The sequence below is a fragment of the Streptomyces sp. NPDC033165 genome (assembly GCF_055577965.1).
Genome location: NZ_JBVIPK010000020.1, coordinates 59,337 through 79,967, shown reverse-complemented (window position 1 = coordinate 79,967; position 20,631 = coordinate 59,337). Strand labels below are relative to the sequence as shown.

16 protein-coding genes are annotated in these 20,631 nt (G+C 73.7%); 10 read left to right on the top strand and 6 right to left on the bottom strand.

Going from position 1 to position 20,631, the window contains the following annotated elements:
• Nucleotides 1-35 precede the first annotated feature (35 nt).
• Nucleotides 36-1,073, bottom strand: coding sequence for an Rv2578c family radical SAM protein (locus tag ACZ5WC_RS31210; RefSeq protein WP_468543964.1), 1,038 nt, complete (start codon nt 1,071-1,073; stop codon nt 36-38).
• 149 nt (nt 1,074-1,222) lie between these two features.
• Here ACZ5WC_RS31210 and ACZ5WC_RS31205 point away from each other — a divergent pair, with 149 nt between their 5' ends.
• From ACZ5WC_RS31205 to ACZ5WC_RS31170, 8 genes are all read left to right on the top strand, one after another.
• The gene (locus ACZ5WC_RS31205; protein ID WP_103507621.1) at nt 1,223-1,666 is read left to right on the top strand and encodes an SRPBCC family protein; all 444 of its coding nucleotides are present in this window, start codon (nt 1,223-1,225) and stop codon (nt 1,664-1,666) included.
• 215 nt (nt 1,667-1,881) lie between these two features.
• On the top strand, nt 1,882-4,341 hold the full coding sequence (locus tag ACZ5WC_RS31200; protein ID WP_468543993.1) for an MFS transporter: 2,460 nt from the start codon (nt 1,882-1,884) through the stop codon (nt 4,339-4,341).
• A gap of 276 nt (nt 4,342-4,617) precedes the next feature.
• The gene (locus tag ACZ5WC_RS31195; protein WP_468543963.1) at nt 4,618-5,451 is read left to right on the top strand and encodes a M55 family metallopeptidase; all 834 of its coding nucleotides are present in this window, start codon (nt 4,618-4,620) and stop codon (nt 5,449-5,451) included.
• Nucleotides 5,444-6,787: a M20/M25/M40 family metallo-hydrolase gene (locus ACZ5WC_RS31190; protein WP_468543962.1), complete on the top strand. Its 1,344-nt coding sequence runs from the start codon at nt 5,444-5,446 to the stop codon at nt 6,785-6,787. Before ACZ5WC_RS31195 ends, ACZ5WC_RS31190 begins: the two co-directional genes overlap by 8 nt.
• 25 nt (nt 6,788-6,812) lie before the next feature.
• Complete coding sequence (locus ACZ5WC_RS31185; protein ID WP_468543961.1) at nt 6,813-8,834, top strand: S9 family peptidase; 2,022 nt, start codon at nt 6,813-6,815, stop codon at nt 8,832-8,834.
• Complete coding sequence (locus tag ACZ5WC_RS31180) at nt 8,831-9,793, top strand: S66 peptidase family protein (RefSeq protein WP_468543960.1); 963 nt, start codon at nt 8,831-8,833, stop codon at nt 9,791-9,793. Before ACZ5WC_RS31185 ends, ACZ5WC_RS31180 begins: the two co-directional genes overlap by 4 nt.
• A 219-nt stretch (nt 9,794-10,012) precedes the next feature.
• Complete coding sequence (locus ACZ5WC_RS31175) at nt 10,013-11,773, top strand: CocE/NonD family hydrolase (protein ID WP_468543992.1); 1,761 nt, start codon at nt 10,013-10,015, stop codon at nt 11,771-11,773.
• A 143-nt stretch (nt 11,774-11,916) separates the two neighbouring features.
• On the top strand, nt 11,917-12,156 hold the full coding sequence (locus ACZ5WC_RS31170; protein ID WP_468543959.1) for a LapA family protein: 240 nt from the start codon (nt 11,917-11,919) through the stop codon (nt 12,154-12,156).
• Between the two features lie 28 nt (nt 12,157-12,184).
• On the opposite strand, the gene ACZ5WC_RS31165 is transcribed toward ACZ5WC_RS31170, so the two are convergent.
• From ACZ5WC_RS31165 to ACZ5WC_RS31155, 3 genes are all read right to left on the bottom strand, one after another.
• Nucleotides 12,185-12,538 carry a VOC family protein gene (locus ACZ5WC_RS31165; RefSeq protein WP_468543958.1) on the bottom strand — a complete coding sequence of 118 codons (354 nt, stop codon included), beginning with the start codon at nt 12,536-12,538 and terminating at the stop codon, nt 12,185-12,187.
• 172 nt (nt 12,539-12,710) lie between these two features.
• The gene (locus tag ACZ5WC_RS31160; protein ID WP_468543957.1) at nt 12,711-13,520 is read right to left on the bottom strand and encodes a methyltransferase domain-containing protein; all 810 of its coding nucleotides are present in this window, start codon (nt 13,518-13,520) and stop codon (nt 12,711-12,713) included.
• 120 nt (nt 13,521-13,640) lie between these two features.
• Complete coding sequence (locus ACZ5WC_RS31155) at nt 13,641-15,149, bottom strand: phosphatase PAP2 family protein (RefSeq protein WP_468543956.1); 1,509 nt, start codon at nt 15,147-15,149, stop codon at nt 13,641-13,643.
• A 329-nt stretch (nt 15,150-15,478) separates the two neighbouring features.
• On the opposite strand from ACZ5WC_RS31155, the gene ACZ5WC_RS31150 reads away from it, so the two are divergent.
• Complete coding sequence (locus ACZ5WC_RS31150; protein ID WP_468543955.1) at nt 15,479-16,789, top strand: aminotransferase class I/II-fold pyridoxal phosphate-dependent enzyme; 1,311 nt, start codon at nt 15,479-15,481, stop codon at nt 16,787-16,789.
• 17 nt (nt 16,790-16,806) lie between these two features.
• Here ACZ5WC_RS31150 and ACZ5WC_RS31145 read toward each other — a convergent pair whose 3' ends face one another.
• Nucleotides 16,807-17,457 carry a DedA family protein gene (locus ACZ5WC_RS31145; RefSeq protein WP_468543954.1) on the bottom strand — a complete coding sequence of 217 codons (651 nt, stop codon included), beginning with the start codon at nt 17,455-17,457 and terminating at the stop codon, nt 16,807-16,809.
• Complete coding sequence (locus ACZ5WC_RS31140; protein WP_468543953.1) at nt 17,454-18,236, bottom strand: MBL fold metallo-hydrolase; 783 nt, start codon at nt 18,234-18,236, stop codon at nt 17,454-17,456. Before ACZ5WC_RS31140 ends, ACZ5WC_RS31145 begins: the two co-directional genes overlap by 4 nt.
• 209 nt (nt 18,237-18,445) lie before the next feature.
• Between ACZ5WC_RS31140 and ACZ5WC_RS31135 the strand changes: the two genes are divergently transcribed.
• Nucleotides 18,446-20,623, top strand: coding sequence for a phage holin family protein (locus ACZ5WC_RS31135; protein ID WP_468543952.1), 2,178 nt, complete (start codon nt 18,446-18,448; stop codon nt 20,621-20,623).
• Nucleotides 20,624-20,631: the final 8 nt, after the last annotated feature.

Here is a 20,631-nt window from a genome sequence, read left to right as displayed (position 1 = left end):
CGGCCCTGCGGAAGCCCTTCTCGGCAGGCCCCGGGCTACAGCAGGGTCAGCTGGGTGGGCCCGGGCTCAGGCGTGGTGGCCGGGGCCGGGTCGGGAGCGATGCGGCGGGCCTCGCCGCGGTGCGCCGGGCCGATACCGAACTCGTCCGCCAGCTCGTGCACCTGACGGGTGATCCGGCGCTGGTACCACGTGGGAGCGTAGGAGCCGTCCGCGTACATCCGCTCGTAACGCGGCACCAGCTGCGGATGGTGCCGGCCGAGCCAGCCCAGGTACCACTCGCGCGCGCCGGGGCGCAGATGCAGGACGAGCGGGGTCACCGAGGTCGCCCCGGCGGCGGCGATGGCGGCGACGGTGGTGCGCAGCTGCTCCGGGTGGTCGCCGAGGAAGGGGATGACGGGGGCCATCAGGACCGAGCAGGCGATCCCCTCGTCGGTGAGGGCCCGCACCACGTCCAGGCGGCGTTCGGGGGAGGGGGTGCCCGGCTCGACCGTCCGCCACAGTTCCCGGTCGGTGAAGCCAACGGAGACCGAGACGCCGATCTCGGCGGCCTCGGCCGCCTGCCGCAGCAGCTCCAGGTCCCGCAGGATCAGCGTGCCCTTCGTCAGGATCGAGAAGGGGTTCGCCCGGTCGCGCAGGGCGGCGATGATGCCGGGCATCAACCGGTACCGGCCCTCGGCCCGCTGGTAGCAGTCCACATTGGTGCCCATCGCGATGTGCTCGCCCCGCCAGTGCCGGGAGGCCAGCTCCCGCTGGAGCAGCTCGGCCGCGTTGACCTTGACGACGATCTGGGAGTCGAAGCCGGTGCCCGTGTCCAGGTCCAGGTAGCTGTGGGTCTTGCGGGCGAAGCAGTACACGCAGGCGTGAGTGCAGCCCCGGTAGGGGTTGACCGTCCATTCGAACGGCATCCGCGAAGCCCCGGGCACCCGGTTCAGGATCGAACGGGCCCGGATCTCGTGGAAGGTGATGCCCCGGAACTCCGGGGTGTCGAACGTGCGCGTGGTCACCGCGTCCGCGGCGAAGAGCGCGCTGTTCCCGACCGTCGAGCGGTTTTCGGCCAGATTGTCCCAGCGCATGGACGCCTCCTCGGTAGCACTGGCCACAGAATAGAACACTTGTTCCCTTGATCGTGCGGACCGGCCCGTCGGCCCCGATTTTGAGCGGCTGTGCCCGAGGTGGTTGGCTCAGCTCACCCACCGAACAACCGACTGCTGGAGGAACAGCCATGGCGCAGGTCGAGGCCACGACGGAGCGGATCATCGCGGCGGACGCGGAGGCGGTGTTCGACGCGCTGGCCGACTACAAGGACGTCCGCGGCAAGGTGCTGACCGGGCACTTCAGCGAGTACGAGGTCCGCGAGGGCGGCGACGGCGAGGGCACCCTGGTCCACTGGAAGCTCCAGGCCACCAGCAAGCGCGTCCGGGACTGCCTGCTGGAGGTCAGCGAGCCGACCGACGGGCAGCTCGTCGAGAAGGACCGCAACTCCTCCATGGTCACCACCTGGACCGTCACCCCGGCCGGTGAGGGCAGGTCCAAGGCCGTGGTCACCACCGTCTGGGACGGCGCGGGCGGCATCGGCGGCTTCTTCGAGCGGACCTTCGCCCCCAAGGGCCTCGGCAGGATCTACGACGAGCTGCTCCAGAACCTCGCCACCGAGGTCGAGAAGTAGTTCCCGGGCGGCTGCCCTCCCCGCACCAGGGCTCGAACAGTCCGGCCTCACCGGAACGGGTGGTTTTCCGGGGCGGCCGGTTGTGCGCCGTAGCGGCTCCCACCGGCGCATAAGCCCTCCGTACGCGCCCTGTACGCCCCTCGTCGCGTTTGCCCCGCCTCGCCGCACGATGCGAGAACTGGGCGTCGCAGATGCGACGAGGGGAGCGTTACGTGGTGGGCGGCGGAATCACCCTGGTGAAGGACGAGCCGGACGGCACGGGGGCGCACGGCAGGGCAGTGAACCGCACAGCGGCGGCGGCCGGAACGCCCGCCGCACCGCCCCCGCCACCACCGGACGGACCCGGGGCCGGTGCCGCTGCCGGGATCAGCCCCCGCAAGGTCCGCATGGTCTTCCTCGGGCTGATGCTCACCCTGCTGCTCGCGGCTCTCGACCAGATGATCGTCGCCACCGCCCTGCCGAAGATCGTCGGTGAGCTGCACGGCCTGGACAGGATGTCCTGGGCGGTCACCGCGTATCTCCTCGCCTCCACCATCGTCCTGCCGATCTACGGCAAGCTCGGCGATCTCTTCGGCCGCAAGGGCGTCTTCCAGTTCGCCATCGTCGTCTTCGTCACCGGCTCCGCGCTGGCGGGCTGGTCGCGGACCATGGACGAGCTGATCGCCTTCCGCGCCCTCCAGGGCATCGGCGGCGGCGGGCTCATGATCGGCGTCCAGGCGATCATCGCGGACATCGTCCCGGCCCGGGAACGCGGCCGCTACATGGGCCTCATCGGCGCGGTCTTCGGCCTCGCATCGGTCGCCGGACCCCTGCTCGGCGGGTTCTTCACCGACCACGCCTCCTGGCGCTGGTGCTTCTACATCAACGTCCCCTTCGGGCTGGTCACCCTCGCCGTCATCGCTCTCGTCCTCAAGCTGCCCAGGCCCGCCGTCCGGCCCCGGCTCGACATCCTCGGCGCGGTGCTGCTGGCCGTCGCCTCCACCTGCCTGGTGCTGGTCACCAGCTGGGGCGGCACCGAGTACGCCTGGGGCTCGCGCACCGTCCTGGGGCTCGCGGCGGGCGCGGTCGTCGCGACGGTGCTCTTCGTCGTCGCCGAGCACCGCGCCGCAGAACCGATCATCCCGCTGCGGCTGTTCCGCGACTCCGTCTTCAACGTCACCGGTCTGGTCGGGGCGGTTGTCGGCATCGCGCTCTTCGGGGCCGCCAGCTACCTCCCCACCTACCTCCAGATGGTCGACGGGGTCAGCGCCACCGAGTCCGGGCTGCTGATGCTCCCGATGATGACGGGCATCGTCGGCGGCTCCATCGTCTCCGGCCGGCTCATCACCCGTACCGGCCGCTACCGCATCTACCCGATCGTCGGCAGCGCCGTGTCCGTGGTCGGCATGTGGCTGCTCTCCCTGCTGGAGGCGGACACCTCCCGGCTGGCGTACGGCTTCTACCAGGCCGTCCTGGGCACCGGCATCGGACTGGTCATGTCCGTCCTCGTGCTCGCCGTGCAGAACTCCGTACGCCCCGCCGACCTCGGCACCGCCACCAGCGCCAACAACTACTTCCGGCAGATCGGCGGCAGCGTCGGCGCGGCCGTCTTCGGCACGCTGTTCGCCGGGCGGCTCTCCGACGCCCTCGGCGTCCGCCTCCCCACCGGCGCGGAGCTGCCCGACCCCGAGTCGATCACCCCGCGGATCGTCCACGCGATGGAACCGGCCCTGCGCGACGCGTACATCCAGGCGTACGTCGACGCGATGCCGCGCATCTTCCTCTACCTCGTGCCGGTGCTCGTGCTCGGCCTGATCCTCGCCTTCTTCCTCAAGGAGAAACCGCTGGTGTCCCACCACAGCCCCGAAGCAGCCGCCGAGACCTCGCAGATCCCCGCCGCCCGCACCGACTCCGGCCGGCCGTCCTTCGCCCACCTCTCCGGGGTCCCGGTCCACGGCAGCGTCCAGCACCCCGACGGGAGCACCGTCCCCCGGGCCGCCCTCACCCTCATCGACGTCCAGGGGCAGCAGGTCGGGCGCGGCGCCAGCGGGGAGGACGGGCGGTACGCGCTGAGCGTCCCCGGCGGCGGGTCCTACGTCCTGATCGCCGCCGCGGGCGGACACCAGCCGCAGGCCGTCAGCGTCACCGTGGGCGAGCGCCCCGTCGAGCTGGACGTGGTGCTCGGTGGCGCGGGACGCCTCGCCGGGTCCGTCCTCACCGCCGACGGCACCCCGGTCCGCGACGCGGCCGTCACTCTCACCGACGTACGCGGCGAGGTCGTCGCCTCCACCCGCACCGGCCGTGAGGGCGGTTACGTCATCGGCGAGCTGGTCGCGGGCGAGTACACCCTCGCCGCCAGCGCCCCCGCCTTCCGCCCGGCCGCCCTCCCGGTGAGCGTGCAGGCCGCCCGCGAGACCCGGCAGGACGTCGAGCTGGCGGGCGGGGCCGTGCTGCGCGGCGTCGTCCGGGCCACCGGCGGCCGCCCCGTCGAGGACGCCCGCGTCACCCTGCTCGACGCGGCGGGCAATGTGGTGGACACCCTCACGACCGGGCCCGACGGCTCGTTCCGGTTCGTCGACCTGTCGTCGGGCGAATACACCGTGATCGCCGCCGGATACCCGCCGGTGGCCACTGTGCTCCAGGTCGCGGGCGGCGGCCGCACCGAACGCGACCTGCAACTGGGGCACGAGGACTGAGGGCCGGCGGCACGACGTGCGCGGGCCCCGGGCTCGGCGCGCCTCCGCCGCCTCCCGCACCAGCCGCGACAGCGCCCGCGCCGCCGCGCCGGTAGGAGCAGCCCGCCCGGGCGTACCGCTCCTTCAGCATGGCGGCCCAGTGCTCCCGGTCCCCGGTGAGGGCGTTCGACGCCTCGGACAGGGAAGGGACCGCCGGAGGGACCTTCGCCGGACTGGACCTCTGGCGTGCCGGATCTCCCTGGCCCATGCCGCTCGCGGCGCGTACGGTGTGGCGGCATGAAGATCCTCATCAGCGCAGACATGGAGGGCGCCACCGGAGTGACCTGGCCGGCCGACGTGCTGCCGGGGACTCCTCAGTGGGAGCGCTGCCGGTCGATGTTCACCTCCGACGTGAACGCGGCGGCCCTCGGCTTCTACGACGGCGGCGCCGACCAGGTCCTGGTCAACGAGGCCCACTGGTCGATGCGGAACCTGCTGCTGGAGCGCATGGACGAACGGGTCCAGATGCTCACCGGCAAGCACAAGTCGCTCTCCATGGTGGAGGGCATCCAACACGGCGACGTGGACGCGGTGGCCTTCGTCGGCTATCACACAGGCGCCGGCACGGAGGGCGTCCTCGCCCACACCTACCTCGCCAACTCCATCACCGGCGTCTGGCTCAACGGGGTCCGCGCGAGCGAGGGCCTGCTCAACGCGCATGTCGCCGCCGAGTACGGTGTCCCCGTCGTCCTTGTCACCGGCGACGACCTGACCTGCGTGGACGCCGAGGGATACGCCCCCGACGCCCGCAAGGTCGCTGTCAAGGACTACGTCTCCCGCTACGCGGCGGTGTGCCGCACCCCGGCCCGTACCGCCGCCGACATCCGGGCGGCGGCGAAGGACGCCACCGTGCTCGCGGGGCGGCGGGAGCCCGTCACCGGGGGGACGTTCACCGTGGAGCTGGAGTTCGACGCCGAACATCTGGCGGCCGCGGCGACCGTGGTGCCCGGTGTGGCGGCGACCGCCGAGAGGCGCGTCGCGTACACCGTCGCGACGATGTACGAAGGAATTCGCACGTTCAAGGCGGTGACGACGATCGCGTCGGCCGCTGTGGAGGAACAATATGGCTGACGCCCCCGACCGGCTCGGACCCGTGGACCGGCAGGCGCTCGACGAGGTGGTGACGTTCACCTCCGAGCTCATCCGAATCGACACCACCAACCGGGGCGGTGGCGACTGCCGGGAGCGTCCGGCCGCCGAGTACGTCGCCGAGCGGCTCGCGGACGCCGGACTGCGGCCGGCCCTGCTGGAGCGGACCCCCGGCCGGACCAACGTCGTCGCCCGGATTCCCGGCACCGACCCGACGGCCGACGCGCTGCTCGTCCACGGCCACCTCGACGTGGTGCCCGCCGAGCCCGCCGACTGGAGGAAGCACCCCTTCTCCGGCGAGGTGAGCGACGGAGTCGTGTGGGGGCGGGGTGCCGTCGACATGAAGAACATGGACGCGATGATCCTCGCCGTCGTACGCGGCTGGGCCCGCGAGGGCTTCCGGCCCCGGCGCGACATCGTCATCGCCTACACCGCCGACGAGGAGGACAGCGCGGCCGACGGCTCCGGCTTCCTCGCCGACCGGCACGCACAGCTCTTCGAGGGCTGCACGGAGGGCATCAGCGAGTCCGGGGCGTTCACCTTCCACGCCGGGGGCGGCCTCTCGCTGTACCCGATCGCCGCGGGCGAACGCGGCACCGGCTGGCTGAAGCTCACCGCCGAGGGCCGGGCCGGGCACGGCTCCAAGGTCAACGGGGAGAACGCGGTGAGCGCGCTCGCCGCCGCCGTCGCCCGGATCGGCGAACACGAGTGGCCCATCCGCCTCACCCCGACCGTGCGCGCCGCGATCACCGAGATCGCCGCCCTGCACGGCATCACCGCCGACCTCGACGACCCCGGCTTCGACGTCGCCGAGCTCCTCGGCAAGCTGGGCCCCGCCGCGTCCCTCGTCGAGAACACCGTCCGCAACAGCAGCAACCCGACGATGCTGGACGCCGGTTACAAGGTCAACGTCATTCCCGGCCACGCCACCGCCTTCATCGACGGGCGCACGGTCCCCGGCGGCGACGACGAGTTCCGGGCGACCCTGGACCGGCTCACCGGCCCCCGCGTCTCCTGGGAGTTCTACCACCGCGAGGGGGCCCTCCAGGCCCCGATCGACTCGCCGACGTACGCCAAGCTGCGCGCCGCCGTCGAGCGGTTCGACCCGGGCGCGCACACCGTGCCGTACTGCATGTCCGGCGGCACCGACGCCAAGCAGTTCGCCCGCCTGGGCATCACCGGCTACGGCTTCACCCCGCTGAAGCTCCCCGTCGGCTTCGACTACCAGCGCCTCTTCCACGGCGTCGACGAACGCGTACCCGTCGACGCCCTCCACTTCGGCGTCCGCGTGCTCGACCACTACCTGCGCACCGCCTGACCCGCACCTGGGGGGACCGACCGACGTGAACACCGTGCCCGCGCCCGCAGCCCCGTACGGAACCTGGCCGTCGCCGATCGACGCGGCCCTCGCCGCCTCGCACGACGGCAGGCCCGACCATCTCGGCACCGTCGGCGACGAGGTGTGGTGGACCGAGCCGCGCCCTGCCGAGGGCGGTCGCCGCGCCCTGATGCGCCGCCGCGCCGACGGCAGCACCGCCCCGGCGCTGCCCGTCCCGTGGAACGCCCGCAGCCGGGTCATCGAGTACGGCGGTCAGCCCTGGGCGGGCGCGGTGCGCGAGGACGGCGAACTCCTCGTGGTGTTCGTCCACTTCACCGACCAGCGGCTGTACGCCTACGCCCCCGACGGGACCGGCGAGCCGTGGCCGCTCACCCCGGTCTCGGAGCTCGGCGGGGGGCGGCGCTGGGTGGACCCCCAACTGCGCCTGGAGCAAGGGGCCGAGGGGGAGGTGTGGTGTGTGCTGGAGGAGTTCACCGGACCCGCCCCGACCGATGTGCGCCGGGTCCTCGCCGCCGTACCGCTGGACGGCTCGGCGGCCGACGACCGCTCGGCAGTCCGCGAACTCTCCGACGACCGGAACCGGTTCGTCACCGGCCCCCGGGTCTCCCACGACGGGCGGCGGGCCGCCTGGATCGCCTGGGACCACCCGCGGATGCCCTGGGACGGCACGGTGGTGATGCTGGCGGAGATCACGGAGACCGGTCGATTCACCGGCGTACGGCCCCTGGTGGGCGATATCGAGGAGTCGGTCTGCCAGATCGAGTGGGACCGCGACGGCAGCCTCCTGTTCGTCTCCGACCTCGCAGGCTGGTGGGAGCTCCAGCGCATCCGCCCCGACGCCGTGGCGGGCGGCGTCGTGCCCAGCAGCCGCCTTCTGCCGCCCCGGGGCGAGGAGTTCGGCGGGCCGCTGTGGAAGATCGGGCTGCGCTGGTTCCACCCGCTGGACAACGGACTGATCGCCGTCCTGCACGGCAAGGGCACCACCCGCCTGGGCATCCTCGACCCGGAGACCGTCGAACTCGCCGACGTGCCAGGCCCGTGGACAGCCTGGGCCGACACGCTCACCGTCCACGGCAGCCGGGTCGTCGGCGTCGCCGCCGGCCCCCGCACCGGCTACCAGGTCATCGAGCTGGACACCGCCACCGGGCACACCCGGACCATCGGCGCACCCCACCGCGACCCGGTCGATCCGGCCTACTACCCCGTGCCCCAGGACCGCACCTTCACCGGCCCCGACGGCCGCGAGATCCACGCCCACCTCTACCCGCCGCACAGCCCCGACCGCACCGGACCCGAGGGCGGGAAACCCCCGTACGTCGTGTGGGCGCACGGCGGCCCCACCGGCCACGCACCGCTCGTTCTCGACCTGGAGATCGCCTACTTCACCTCGCGCGGCATCGGCGTCGCCGAGGTCAACTACGGCGGCTCCACCGGCTACGGCCGCCGCTACCGGGAGCGGCTGCGCGGCGAGTGGGGCGTCGTCGACGTGGCGGACTGCGCGGCCGTCGCCTCGGCCCTGGTCGAGGAGGGGGCCGCCGATCCGGACCGGCTCGCGATCCGGGGCGGCAGCGCGGGCGGCTGGACCGCCGCCGCGTCCCTGACCGGCACGGACGTGTACGCCTGCGGCACGATCAGCTACCCCATCCTGGACCTCGAAGGGTGGGCCACCGACGAGACCCACGACTTCGAGTCGCGCTATCTGGAGTCCCTCGTCGGCCCGTACGCCGAGGTGCCCGAGCGCTACCGCGAACGCTCCCCGGTCAACCGCACCGACCGGCTGACCGCCCCCTTCCTGCTGCTCCAGGGGCTCGACGACGTGATCTGCCCGCCCGCCCAGTGCGAGCGTTTCCTCGCCGCCGTCGCGGGCCGGGGCATCGCCCACGCCTACCTCGCCTTCGAGGGCGAGAGCCACGGCTTCCGGCGCGCGGAGACGCTGGTCCGCGCGCTGGAGGCCGAACTCTCCCTCTACGCGCAGACGTTCGGCATCGAACACCCCGACGTTCCCCGGCTGGAGCTGACGACATGACGCGCGAGGAGCACGGCCCGGCGGCTGCCCTCGCTCGGTCGCCCCGGCTGCGCCCCGGCTCCCGGGTCGCCGTCGTGGCGCCCAGCGGTCCCGTCCCCGCCGACCGGCTGGAGGAAGGGCTCGCGATCCTGCGGGACTGGGGCCTCGATCTGGTCGTCGGCCCCCATGTCCTTTCCGTCCACCCGGAGTTGGACTACCTCGCCGGGGCGGACGCGGACCGGGCGAAGGACCTTCAGGCCGCGTGGTGCGACCCGTCCGTGGACGCGGTGCTGTGCGCCCGCGGCGGGTACGGCGCGCACCGCATGGTCGACCTGGTCGACTGGACGGCGATCCGGGCCGCCGGGCCCAAGGCCTTCGTCGGCTACAGCGACATCACCGTGCTGCACGAGGCGTTCGCTCTGCGGGCCGGGTTCGCCACGCTGCACGGGCCCATGGTCGCCACCGACGCGTTCCTGAAGGACCCGGCGGCCCGGGAGCATCTGCGCGCCACCCTCTTCGAGCCCGAGACCGTGCGCGTCCTCGGCCTGGACACGGCGGCCGCCCTGGTCCCGGGGCGGGCGCGGGGCGTCACGTTCGGCGGGTGCGTCAGCCTGCTCGCCGCCGGTACCGGCGCCCCGGGCGGGCGCACCGACGCCCGGGGCGGGCTGCTGGTGGTCGAGGACACCGGGGAGGAGCCCTACCGGCTCGACGGCATCCTCACCCGGCTGCTGCGGTCCGGCGCCCTGGAGGGAGTCGCCGGGATCGTCTGCGGGTCCTGGCGGGAGTGCGGACCGTACGAGAAGGTCCGCGCCGTGCTCGCCGACCGGTTCGGGCCGCTCGGCATACCCGTGGCCGAGGAGCTGGGGTTCGGGCACGGTGATGCCGCGCCGACGATTCCCCTGGGCGTGCCCGCGGTGCTGAACGCGCCGTCGGACGGCGGCCGTTGCACGCTGACCGTCGAGGTCCCCGCCCTGCTCTGAGCCTCCTCGGCCGCCCCGTCTCATCCGCGCCCGCGCCGCAGTCCGCGTGGGCGCGGAGTTGGTGTGTTTCCGCGCGCAGAACGTGAACATCCGTCAGGAACCACTGACAGAAGCGTTGACACCGCTATGACGTGTGTCACAGCATGAGCGCGGCCCAATACTTACCGGTCGGTAAGGTTCCTCGGTGTGGAGGTTCTCGTGTCAGGTGCTGTTTCCCGATTGCGCTCCCCGCTCGTCGCCGTCGCCGGGGCGGCTCTCGTCGCCCCCCTGGCCCTCGTCGGTCCGGCCCGCGCCGCGGCGGACCCGGCCTACACCGTCACCCCCCTGACGTTCACCGTCGAAGCGGGCGACCGCTCCTGTGCGGTGGACGCCGATCTCTACCGTCCCGCCGGGGTCGATGCGGACCGGCCCGCTCCCGCCGTCCTCGCCACCAACGGCTTCGGCGGCAGCAAGTCCGACGGCTCGACCGACGCCATCGGCAAGGCCTTCGCCGAGCGCGGCTACGTCGGCCTGGTCTACTCGGGCCTCGGCTTCGGCGAGTCCGGCTGCCTGATCACGCTGGACGACCCCGCCGTCGACGGGCGGGCGGCGAGCGAACTCCTCGACTTCCTCGGGGGCGTCCGCGCGGCCGACGACGGCACCAAGGCCGACTTCGTCACCCAGGACGCCGACGGCGACCCGCGCGTCGGAATGATCGGCGGCTCCTACGGCGGCGCGATCCAGCTCGCCACCGCAGCCGTCGACCCCCGTCTCGACGCACTCGTCCCGCTGATCACCTGGAACGACCTCGCCTACGCACTCGCGCCCAACGGCACCGGGGCGCACACCGGAGTCACCTCCGATGTCCCCGGTGTCTTCAAGTGGCAGTGGGCCAACGGCTTCTACCTCATCGGCGAGGGCCAGCCGCTCCTGAACCCGAGCCTGGACCCGTCCCGCATCAACCGGCTGGACTGCCTGCACTTCGCCACCCGCGCCTGCGAGACGATCCGCCTCCTCAACTCCGGCCGCTACCCCGCCGACAAGGCCGAGGAAATGCTCGCCTACGCGCGCAGCGTCTCACCCGTCTCCTACCTGGACCGGGTCAAGGCCCCCACCCTGATCGTCCAGGGCCAGGCCGACAGCCTGTTCAACCTCAACGAGGCCACCGCCACGTACAGGACGCTCAGGGCGCAGGGCACCGAGACCAAGATGATCTGGCAGTCCTGGGGGCACAGCGGCGGTCAGGTTCCCGGTGAACTCGACCTGGGCCAGGGCAACCTGGAGACCAGCCACGTGGGGCGGCGGGTTCTGGCCTGGTTCGACCGCCACCTCCGCAGGAAGACGGACACCGACACCGGACCCGCGTTCTCCTACTACCGTTCCTGGCAGAGCGGTTACGGCACCGCCGACGACGTCCCGGACCTCTCGCGGACGATGTACCTCTCCGGCGACGGCAAGCTCGTCGACAACCGCTCCAAGGTGGCGCGCGGCAGTCGCAAGTACGTCAACTGGCTGTTGCCGACCAGCCACTCGGAGAGCTCGATCGCCCCGCTGATCGGACTTCCCGACCCCAAGCCGTACGACACCAAGGGCACCTACCTCGGCTGGCGCAGCGAACCGCTCGCCGAGCCGCTCGACGTCGTCGGCGCGCCGAAGGCCACCCTGAAGGTCGTCTCCCCGAGAGCGGAACGGGTCCAGGACAGCGGCGACGCCTCGGACAAGCTCGTCCTGTTCGCCAAGGTCTACGACGTCGCGCCCGACGGCAGCCGCAAGCTCGTGAACCGGCTCGTCTCTCCGGTGCGGGTCCCCGATGTCACCCGGCCCTTCACGGTCGAGCTGCCCGGCATCGTCCACCGGTACGAGACGGGGCACCGCCTGGAGTTCGTGATCGCCGCCAGTGACACCGCGTACTTCGGCAACCGGGGCATCAAGCCCGTCACCGTGGTCCATGCTCCCGAGGACACGGGTGTCCTGGAGCTGCCCGTGGTCCCGGCGGGGTGACACGGCTGTACCGCCGTTCACCCGAACGGCGGTACAGGACCGCCCCCCGGACCCGGCGGGCAGACATGCTGGGGCTCCGGGGGCGGCCGCGTGCGCGATGGACGGCGGGCCGAACGGCGCAGGGCGAGCGGAAGGGCCGGACCATGAGCCCCAAGGACGTATCGAACGGCAGGGGGCGCGTCGGGGGATGGTTCACCCCCGGACGCATCGCGGTCTCCGTGCTGGTCGTGCTCGTCATCGTGTTCATCTGCGTGAACACGAAGAAGGTCACCATCCGCGTGCTGATCCCCGAGGTGACCATGCCCCTCTGGTTCGCCCTGCTGGCCATGTTCCTGATCGGCGGGGTCTGCGGCGGCTACCTCTTCCGCCGCCGGGGCAGATGACGGCAGGCCTGCTCCCGTGAGGGCCGGGTCAGGCCGTGACGTTGCGGTCCACGTACTCGAAGACCGAACCGTCCGGGTGCAGTGCGATGAGGTTGCGGCCCGCCGGGGTCGGCACCGGGCCCGCGACGATCCGCGCGCCCGCCCGGGTCAGCGCCGCGTTCGCCTCGTCGACGTCCTTCACGGCGATGGTCGCGCTCACCTTGCGCAGTACCTCCAGCTCCGGTTCGGGCCCGCTCATCAGGAGGAAGCAGCCGATCGCGGCGACCGACACCCCGCCGCGCTCGAAGCGCAGGGCCGGGGTGCCCGTCAGCCCCTCGTAGAAGGCCACCGCGGCCTCCAGGTCGTCGACGCAGATACGCAGCGTGGTTCCGAGGATCTCCATGACCACGAGGGTAGTTGGCGGCCGGTGGGAGCGTGATCGATTCTGCCCCTCCGGACTCCGGCTGCCGGGGGAACGGCCAGGCCCGCGCTCTCGCGGAGCGCGGGCTCCAGGCCGCCCCGGGCCGTCGTACCCGGCACAGCGCCGGGCCGTCACCCGGCTCCGCGCCGGACCGTCACACCCGGCACAGCACCTCGCCGTGCGGGACCATGAACCAGCCGTCGCCCTCCTCGCCCCAGGCGCGCCACGCCGCCGCGACGGCCGTGAGCTGCTCGGCGCTCGCATGGCCGCCCCGCACCGCCAGTTCGGCGTAGACCGAGTCCGTCGTACGGTCCGCCCACAGCCTGCTCCACCAGGCGCGGCTCTCAGGGGTGGCGAAGCACCAGGCGGCCGCGGTCGGGGTGATGTCGGTGAACCCGGCCTGCCGCGCCCAGGAGAGCAGCCGGCGCCCGGCGTCGGGCTCGCCGCCGTTGGCGCGGGCCACCCGTCCGTATACGTCCAGCCATTCGGTCAGGCCGGGCATCTCCGGGAACCAGGTCATCGCCGCGTAGTCGCTGTCGCGTGCCGCGACCACGCCGCCGGGCCGGCAGACGCGCCGCATCTCGCGCAGCGCCTGTACCGGGTCGCCCACATGCTGGAGCACCTGATGGGCGTGGACCACGTCGAAGGAGTCGTCGGGGAAGTCCAGGGCGTGGATGTCGGCCACCGCGAACTCGACGTTGTCCAGGCCCTGTTCGGCCGCGACTCCGGCGGCCTGGTCGAGGATGGCCGTACCGGTGTCGACCGCCGTCACGCGGCCCGGCGCGACCAGGGCGGCCAGATCGGCGGTGATGGTCCCGGGGCCGCAGCCGACGTCCAGCACGGCCTGGCCCGGGCGGAGTTCACCGAGCAGATACGCCGCCGAGTTGGCGGCGGTCCGCCAGCGGTGCGAGCGCAGGACCGACTCGTGGTGGCCGTGCGTGTACACGGCGGTCTCCTTCGGCATGACGGTGAGTCCTCTCCCGAAAACCTTGCGCCGACGGGTGCGGCGACAGCCACCACCGTACGCGGTGATGCCGAATGGTGAGATACGCGTCTTGCCATGTGGACTTGGTCGTCCGGGAGTTCAGACCGGCATCGGGCAGTAGACCGTCAGCGCCTCCGGTAGCTTGTCGACCAGCAACTCTGTTCCTGAGTGGGCTACTTCACCGTCGTACGCATACGGCGTACCCGGCGCCAGGCCGGCGATCCGCACCCGCCGCCGGCGTACCGCCGCATGGGCGGGGGAGCGGGTCAGTGGCCCCGCCACCGCCGCGGAGAGCAGCCGCAGCGCGGGGCCCCGGCCGCCGTGCACCACCCGTACGTCCAGCAGCCCGTCCGCCAGGTTGTGGCGGCGGCCCGGAGCGGGGCCCACCCGCTGGAACAGCCCGTTGCCGACGAACAGCAGCCACAACGGCCTCCGGCGGCCCTGGAGTTCTGCCTCCAGTGGCCGCTGCCCGCGCAGTACGTGCAGCGCCGCGAGCACGCCCGCCGGCCAGCCGCCGATCCGGGGCGACCAGCGTTCCCTGGTGCGCACCAGGTCCGGATAGACGCCCAGGGAGAAGGCGTTGAGGAAGTAGCCGTCCGCGCCGTCCTCCCCCTTCGGCCCCGGCCGGAAGCGGCCCAGGTCCACCCGGATCGCATCGCCCGCCGTGAGGGCGGCCGCAGTCTCCTGCACGGTCTCGATGCCGAGGTCGTAGGCGAAGTGGTTGAGCGTCCCGCCGGGGAAGACGGCGAGCGGCATGCCGTGCGTCGCCGCTACGGAGGCCGCCAGGTTCACCGTGCCGTCGCCCCCGCAGATCCCGAGCGCCCGGCCCCGGCCCGCCGCCTCGTCCAGGGCCGTCGACAGCTCGTCGGGAGCGACCTCCACGACCTCCGCGGCGGGCAGCGCCTCGCGGACGAGCGACGCGGTCGCGGTGGCGGTGCCCGACTCCCGGTTCACGACGACCACGAGGCCCTTCCCGCCGGGCAGTGCCGGGGCCTCGCCGGGCGGGCGGCCGGGGGCGGGCAGCTGGCCCCGCGTGGGGACCACCCCGCGCAGGGCGAACGCGGCTCCTATGCCGAGTGCCGCCCCCGCCAGGACATCGCTCGGGTAGTGGACCCCCGTGTAGACGCGGGAGGCCGCCACAGCCACCGCGACCGGGGCCACGACCGCACCCCAGCCCCGGGACTCCAGGGCCACACCGGTGGCGAACGCGGCGGCCGACGCGGCATGGCCGGAGGGGAAGGACGTGGTGGCAGGCTGCCGCTTGAGCTGCCGCACGAGCGGCACCAGATCGACTGTCGGCCGCTCGCGGCGCACCGCGCCCTTGGCGACGGTGTTGATCGCCGCCGAGGCCACGGCGAGGGACGCGACCCCGCGCAGCGCGGCCCGCCGGGACCGTGCGCTGCTGCCGAGAGCGGCGATCCCGGCCGCCGCCCCGAACCACAGCAGCCCGTGGTTGGCGCTCCGGCTCAGCCGGGGCAGCAGCGGATCGGCGCCCGGCCAGTGCCGGTCCGCGACGCTCCGGAACACGGCCAGGTCCTGCCCCTGGAGCCAGTGCCGCAACCGGGCGGTGGCAGGGGCGGCGGTGGGTGAGGTTCTCGGTGTCGGCATGGCTCAGCGAATACCCGGCCCGGCTGCCCTGAACCAGCAGGCGCGCTGAGACCCGCGGCGCGCGCCCCCGCCGACCGGCGCAACGGCCCACGGACCGGCCGCCCCCTCGTACGGCTGCCCGATTTGAGCGGGCGGCCGGCCCGGAACCTCCGTATAAAGGGCCCAGAGGCACAAAGGGCACAGAGGCCACGGGTCCCGCTGTCTGCCGCGCGCGCGGCAGAGACGGGCGGCGGGACGCGCGACGGGCAGCGGACGCGCGCGGCGAGTGGCAGGCGGGTGACGGGCGAGCGGCGAGTGACGGGCGAGCGGCGGAGGAGGGGCGGATACGGATGAACGGCACCGAGGACACCGGCGGCCCCGGGGACACCCCCCGCCCCCCGCACGGGGAACGCACGCCCGGCGCGCCCGGCGATGCCCGGGGGCGGTCCCGGCCCCCGCACGAGGACCACGGCCCCGTCCGGTACGGGCCGCCCGCGCCCGAGCCCGGGCTGCCCGTGCTTCCCGAACTGGCCGCCCACCTCGCCGCCGCCTCCACGTGGACCCGCGCCGAGCCTCCCGGCGGCGGGACGGCGCTGCGGGAGGCGGCCCGGGGCTACTGGGACCGGCGAGGGCTGCACGGGACGGTCGGCGGCATCGCCGCCGCCCCCGGAGCCCAGCCGCTGCTCCTGGCCCTGATCGGCGCACACGGCGGTGACGTCCTCATGCCCCGCCCCTGCCCGGCCACCTGGACGCCCCAGGCCCGGCTGCTCGGGCAGCCCGCCTACCACGTGCCGACCCCCGCCGAGTGCGGCGGCGTCCCTGATCCGTACGCCCTGCTGGAGACCGTCCGCCGGGTACGCGCCGAGGGCGGCAGGCCCAAGCTGCTGCTCCTGTCCGTCGTCGACGACCCCACTGCCACCGTCGCCCCGCCCGAGCTGGTCCGCGAGGCCTGCGAGGCCGCCGTCGGTGAGGGGCTGCACATCATCAGCGACGAGACCTGGCGCGACACCGTGCACCGGCCCCGCGACACCGTCCTGCTCAGCCCCGCCGAGATGTGCCCCGACGACGTCACCGTGCTCACCGACCTGTCCGGGGCCCTCACGCCCGCCGCCTGGCCGGTCGCCGTCGCCCGTTTCCCGGACACCGCGAAGGCCGCCGTGCGCCACGCCCGTACCCTCGACATCCTCACCGCGGTCGGCGCCCTCGTCGCCGGACCGCTCGCACACGCGGCCGCCCACGCCCTCGGCGAGCCGGAGTGCGTACGGGAACGGATCGCGCGGGCCGCCGCCCTCCAGGCCGAGGTCGCCGCAGCCGCCCACCGCGCGGTCCTCGCCTCCGGCGCGCTCGCCCGCCCCCCGCAGGCGGGCCGCCACCTCTACGCCGACCTGGGCCCCCTGCGCTCCCGGCTGGCCGACCTCGGCGTCACCGACTCCATGGAGCTGGAGGAGTACCTGACCGAACGCCTCGGCGCGCCGACCCCGGGCGGCCACCGCTTCGGCGACGAACTGGGCGCCCTGCGCGTACGGCTGGGCACCGGCCCCCTGCTGGGAGCCACCCCCCGGCAGCAGGTGGAGTCCCTCACCTCAGCGGCGCCCCTGGAACTTCCGCATGTGGCGCGGGCACTGAGCGCCTTCGCGACGGCCCTCGGCGCACTGCGCTGACCGAGCACCCTCCCCGCTCAGGCCGCCGCGCCCCCCGCCCCGTCGCCGCGCCGCGCCCGCAGCCTGCGCCATACCGCCGGAGCACCGCTGATCAGCAGCGTCAGGGCCACCGCCGCCACCACCCCCTGCCACGGCTCGGGAAACAGCGAACCGCCCAGGATGCCGATCAGCTGGTACGTCGCCGCCCAGGCCAGACACGCCGGAACATCGCCCCGGGCGAACCGCCGCAGCGGCATCCGGCCCAGCAGGCACGCCAGCATCACCGGAATCCGGCCGGCCGGCATCAGCCGGGACAGGACCAGCACCGTCCCGCCCCGCTCGTCCAGCTTCGCCTGGGCCTGGGCCAGCCGCTCCGGCGCGGCCCGCCGCGTGATCGCCTCCAGCCACCGCGAACCGTTCTTCGACCGCACCCCGCGCTGCCCCAGCCAGTACAGGCAGATGTCCCCCAGGAACGCCGCCGCCGAGGCCACCACGAACACGAAGAGCAGCGCGAACGGGGACGTCTGGTGGAGCGCCACCACAGCCGCCGAACTCACCAGCGCCCCCGTCGGCACCACCGGCACCAAGGACCCCAGTGCCACCAGGAGGAACAGCGTCGGGTAGCCGACCGCCTGCTGTGTCGACTCCGGCGGCAGCTCCCGCGCCACTGTCTGGATCTCGTCGATCACCGGCCGGCCTCCGGCCGCACCCGTTCACCGTGCCCCAGCAGGTGCACCGTCACCTCCGGCGCCCGCTTCGCCGCGTGCCGGACGAACTCCTCGCCCGGGGCGTGGAACTCGTGCGGCCGCACCCCGTCCAGGCCGATCGGCCAGTACGTGCCGTAGTGCACCGGCACCGCCGACCGCGGCCCCAGCCGGGTCAGCGCCTCGGCGGCCTTGGCCGGGTCGAGATGGCCCTGCCCGAGGTAGGGGCCCCAGCCGCCCACCGGCAGCAGCGCCACGTCCACCGCGCCCACCGCCTCCGCCATCCCGTCGAACAGCCCGGTGTCCCCCGCGAAGTACGTCCGCGCCTCGCCCTCGACGACGTAGCCCAGCGCGGGCACCCGGCGCGGGCCGACCGGCAGCCGCCGCCCGTCGTGCGCCGCCGGAACCGCCCGCACCCGCACCTCGCCGACCCGCACCTCCTCGCCGGCCCGCACTTCGGTCACATGGAGCCGCCGCGCCCGCCGCAGCACCCGCAGACCCGGCACGGCCGCCACCGCGCCGCCCGGCACGATCAGCCGGGTGCCGGGAGCCACCCGGGCCAGCGAGGGCAGATGGAGGTGGTCGGAGTGCAGATGCGAGACCAGCACCACCTCGGCGACCGCGGCCTGCGGCGGCGGCACCTCGCCCCGGCGGCGGCGCAGATGCGCGAAGCGCCGTACGAACAGGGGGTCGGTCAGCACCCGCACCCCCGAGTCCTCGATCGTGCAGGTGGCATGACCCCACCAGGTGACCTCCACCGGCACGTCCGCCTCCTTGCTCGATCCCCGTGACCCCGTGTCCCGGTCCGGCCCGCGCCGCCCGTGCGGGGGGCGCTGCCCGTACGAGCCTATGCGCCCCCCGTGCGGTTGCGCCGCCGACCGGAAGCCGCCGACCGGGGGCGGCGCTGTGAAAAGCTGGAGAACGGGCCCTTGACGGCCGGGCCCGCGGCTGAGAGGGCACGAGGTGGACCGGCGTGGGTGACGGGAAGTGGCGTACGGCGGGCAGAGCCCTGATGCGGGTCACCGTGGTCTGGGCGGTGTCCACCCTCACCATGCTCGCGCTCGCCGGAATCCTGCCCGACTTCCGGCTCCAGTCCGACGACGGCGACACCATCACCAGGACCGCGTTCACCGCCGCCTGGGGCGCGGGCGCGTTCGGCCTGCTCTCCGCCCTGGTCTGGCCCGTTCTCGTACGGTCCCTGCTCATCGTGCCCGCGCTCGTCCTCGGCGCGCTGGTCTTCTTCCTCAACGGTTCGCTGCTGCTGGTCGCGCTGCGCCTGATCCCGGACGGGCGCGGGGACGCCGCCCCGGAGACCGCGGTCGTCGTCGCCGCCGTCATGTCCGCCGTCGCCTCCGCCACCTCCACCGCCCTCGCCGTCCGCGACGACGAGGCCTACCGCCGCCGGCTCTCCCGCCTCGCCGACCGCCGCCGCCGACGCGGCCGCCCCTCCCCGGCCGGCCCCGGCCGCGACGGCCCGCCCGGCACCGTCTTCCTCCAGCTCGACGGCGTCGGCCACGACGTCCTGGTCAAGGCCGCCGCCGACGGGCTCATGCCGACGGTCGCCCACTGGCTCGCCGACTCCGCCGGACACCGACTCACCCCCTGGCGCACCGACTGGTCCAGCCAGACCGGCGCCAGCCAGCTCGCCATCCTGCACGGCAGCAACCACGACGTGCCCGCCTTCCGCTGGTACGAGAAGGAGACCCGAACGGTCATGGTCTCCAGCCGCCCCGCGAGCGCCCTCGAAATGCAGCGCCGCGCCATCGTGCACACCCGCGACGGCGGCCTGCTGACCGTCGACGGCGCGAGCCGGGGCAACCTCTTCAGCGGCGGCGCCGGACAGCTCGCCCTGGTGCTCTCGATGGCCGCCCGCCGCGGCAAGGGCCGCCGCTCCCGCGCCGGATACTTTGCCTACTTCTCCGACCCGGCCAACGCCACCCGTACCGCCCTCTCCTTCGTCGCCGAGGTCGTCCGTGAGATCGGCCAGTCGACCCGGGCCCGCGCCCGGAAGGTCACCCCACGGGTCAAGCGCGGCGGCCTCTATCCCTTCATCCGCGCCTTCGCCACCGTCGTGGAGCGCGATGTGGTCGTCGCCGCCGTGGTCGGCGACATGTTCGCCGGACGCACGGCCGTCTACGCCGACCTCGTCGCGTACGACGAGGTCGCCCACCACTCCGGACCGCACAGCCGCGACGCGGAGAAGGTCCTCGAACGCCTCGACCGGTCCCTCGCGCTGATCGCCAAGATCGCCGACCACACCCCGCGCACCTACCGGATCGTGCTCCTCTCCGACCACGGCCAGAGCCCCGGCGAGACCTTCGCCGGGAAGTACGGACTCACGCTCAAGGACCTCGTCCGGGCGGGCTGCGGACTGCCCGTGCCGCGCCGCGCCCGCGGTACGCACAGCGCCTCCGAGGCGCGCGACGCGGTACGGATCGCCCTGCACCGCCCGCCCGAGGAGCTGGAACCGGAGGCGGAGCACCCGGCCAGACACTCCGACCCGATCGTGCTGGCCTCCGGCAACCTCGGTCTGCTCTCCTTCCCCGACATCGAGGGCCGCGCCTCCCGCGAACAGATCGACCGCCGCCACCCGGCGCTGCTCTCCACGCTCGCCAACCACCCGGGGATCGGCTTCCTCCTCGTCCGCAGCGAGGAGCACGGCTCCGTGGTGCTCGGACCGGGCTGTGCCGAGGTCCCGGTCGCCGAACTGCGGGACGGTGAGGGACCGTTGGCGGACTTCGAAACCGGCGCGGCCGCCGCCGTACGCCGCACGGACACCTTCCCGCATGTCGCGGACGTCATGGTCAACTCCATGTACGACCCCGCCACGGGCACCGTGCACGCCTTCGAGGAACAGATCGGTTCGCACGGCGGCCTCGGCGGCGAGCAGTCCCGGCCGTTCCTGCTCTGGCCGCGCGGCATGACCGACCCCCTCGACATCGTCGCCGCCGAGACCGCCGAGGGGCACCCCGCCCCGCCGGGCGGCGGGCTGGTGGGAGCGGAAGCGGTGCACCGGGTGCTGGCGCGCTGGCTGCACGAGGTCTCGGGCCCCCAGGTGCCGGTCCACGCCGAGGGTCTCGCGGGGGCCGACCGGGCGGACGCGCTGTTCCCTGGGGAGGCCGCGGTGCCGGACGCGCCGGGCACGGTGTAGGGGGCGAC

Bases quoted from the DNA above. Each gene is read 5' to 3' on its own strand.
- ACZ5WC_RS31205 (WP_103507621.1), top strand. From the start codon at position 1,223: ATGGCGCAGGTCGAGGCCACGACGGAGCGGATCATCGCGGCGGACGCG.
- ACZ5WC_RS31170 (WP_468543959.1), top strand. From the start codon at position 11,917: ATGAGCCCCAAGGACGTATCGAACGGCAGGGGGCGCGTCGGGGGATGG.
- ACZ5WC_RS31150 (WP_468543955.1), top strand. From the start codon at position 15,479: ATGAACGGCACCGAGGACACCGGCGGCCCCGGGGACACCCCCCGCCCC.
- ACZ5WC_RS31155 (WP_468543956.1), bottom strand. From the start codon at position 15,149: ATGCCGACACCGAGAACCTCACCCACCGCCGCCCCTGCCACCGCCCGG.
- ACZ5WC_RS31160 (WP_468543957.1), bottom strand. From the start codon at position 13,520: ATGCCGAAGGAGACCGCCGTGTACACGCACGGCCACCACGAGTCGGTC.
- ACZ5WC_RS31210 (WP_468543964.1), bottom strand. From the start codon at position 1,073: ATGCGCTGGGACAATCTGGCCGAAAACCGCTCGACGGTCGGGAACAGC.
- ACZ5WC_RS31165 (WP_468543958.1), bottom strand. From the start codon at position 12,538: ATGGAGATCCTCGGAACCACGCTGCGTATCTGCGTCGACGACCTGGAG.
- ACZ5WC_RS31180 (WP_468543960.1), top strand. From the start codon at position 8,831: ATGACGCGCGAGGAGCACGGCCCGGCGGCTGCCCTCGCTCGGTCGCCC.
- ACZ5WC_RS31195 (WP_468543963.1), top strand. From the start codon at position 4,618: ATGAAGATCCTCATCAGCGCAGACATGGAGGGCGCCACCGGAGTGACC.
- ACZ5WC_RS31190 (WP_468543962.1), top strand. From the start codon at position 5,444: ATGGCTGACGCCCCCGACCGGCTCGGACCCGTGGACCGGCAGGCGCTC.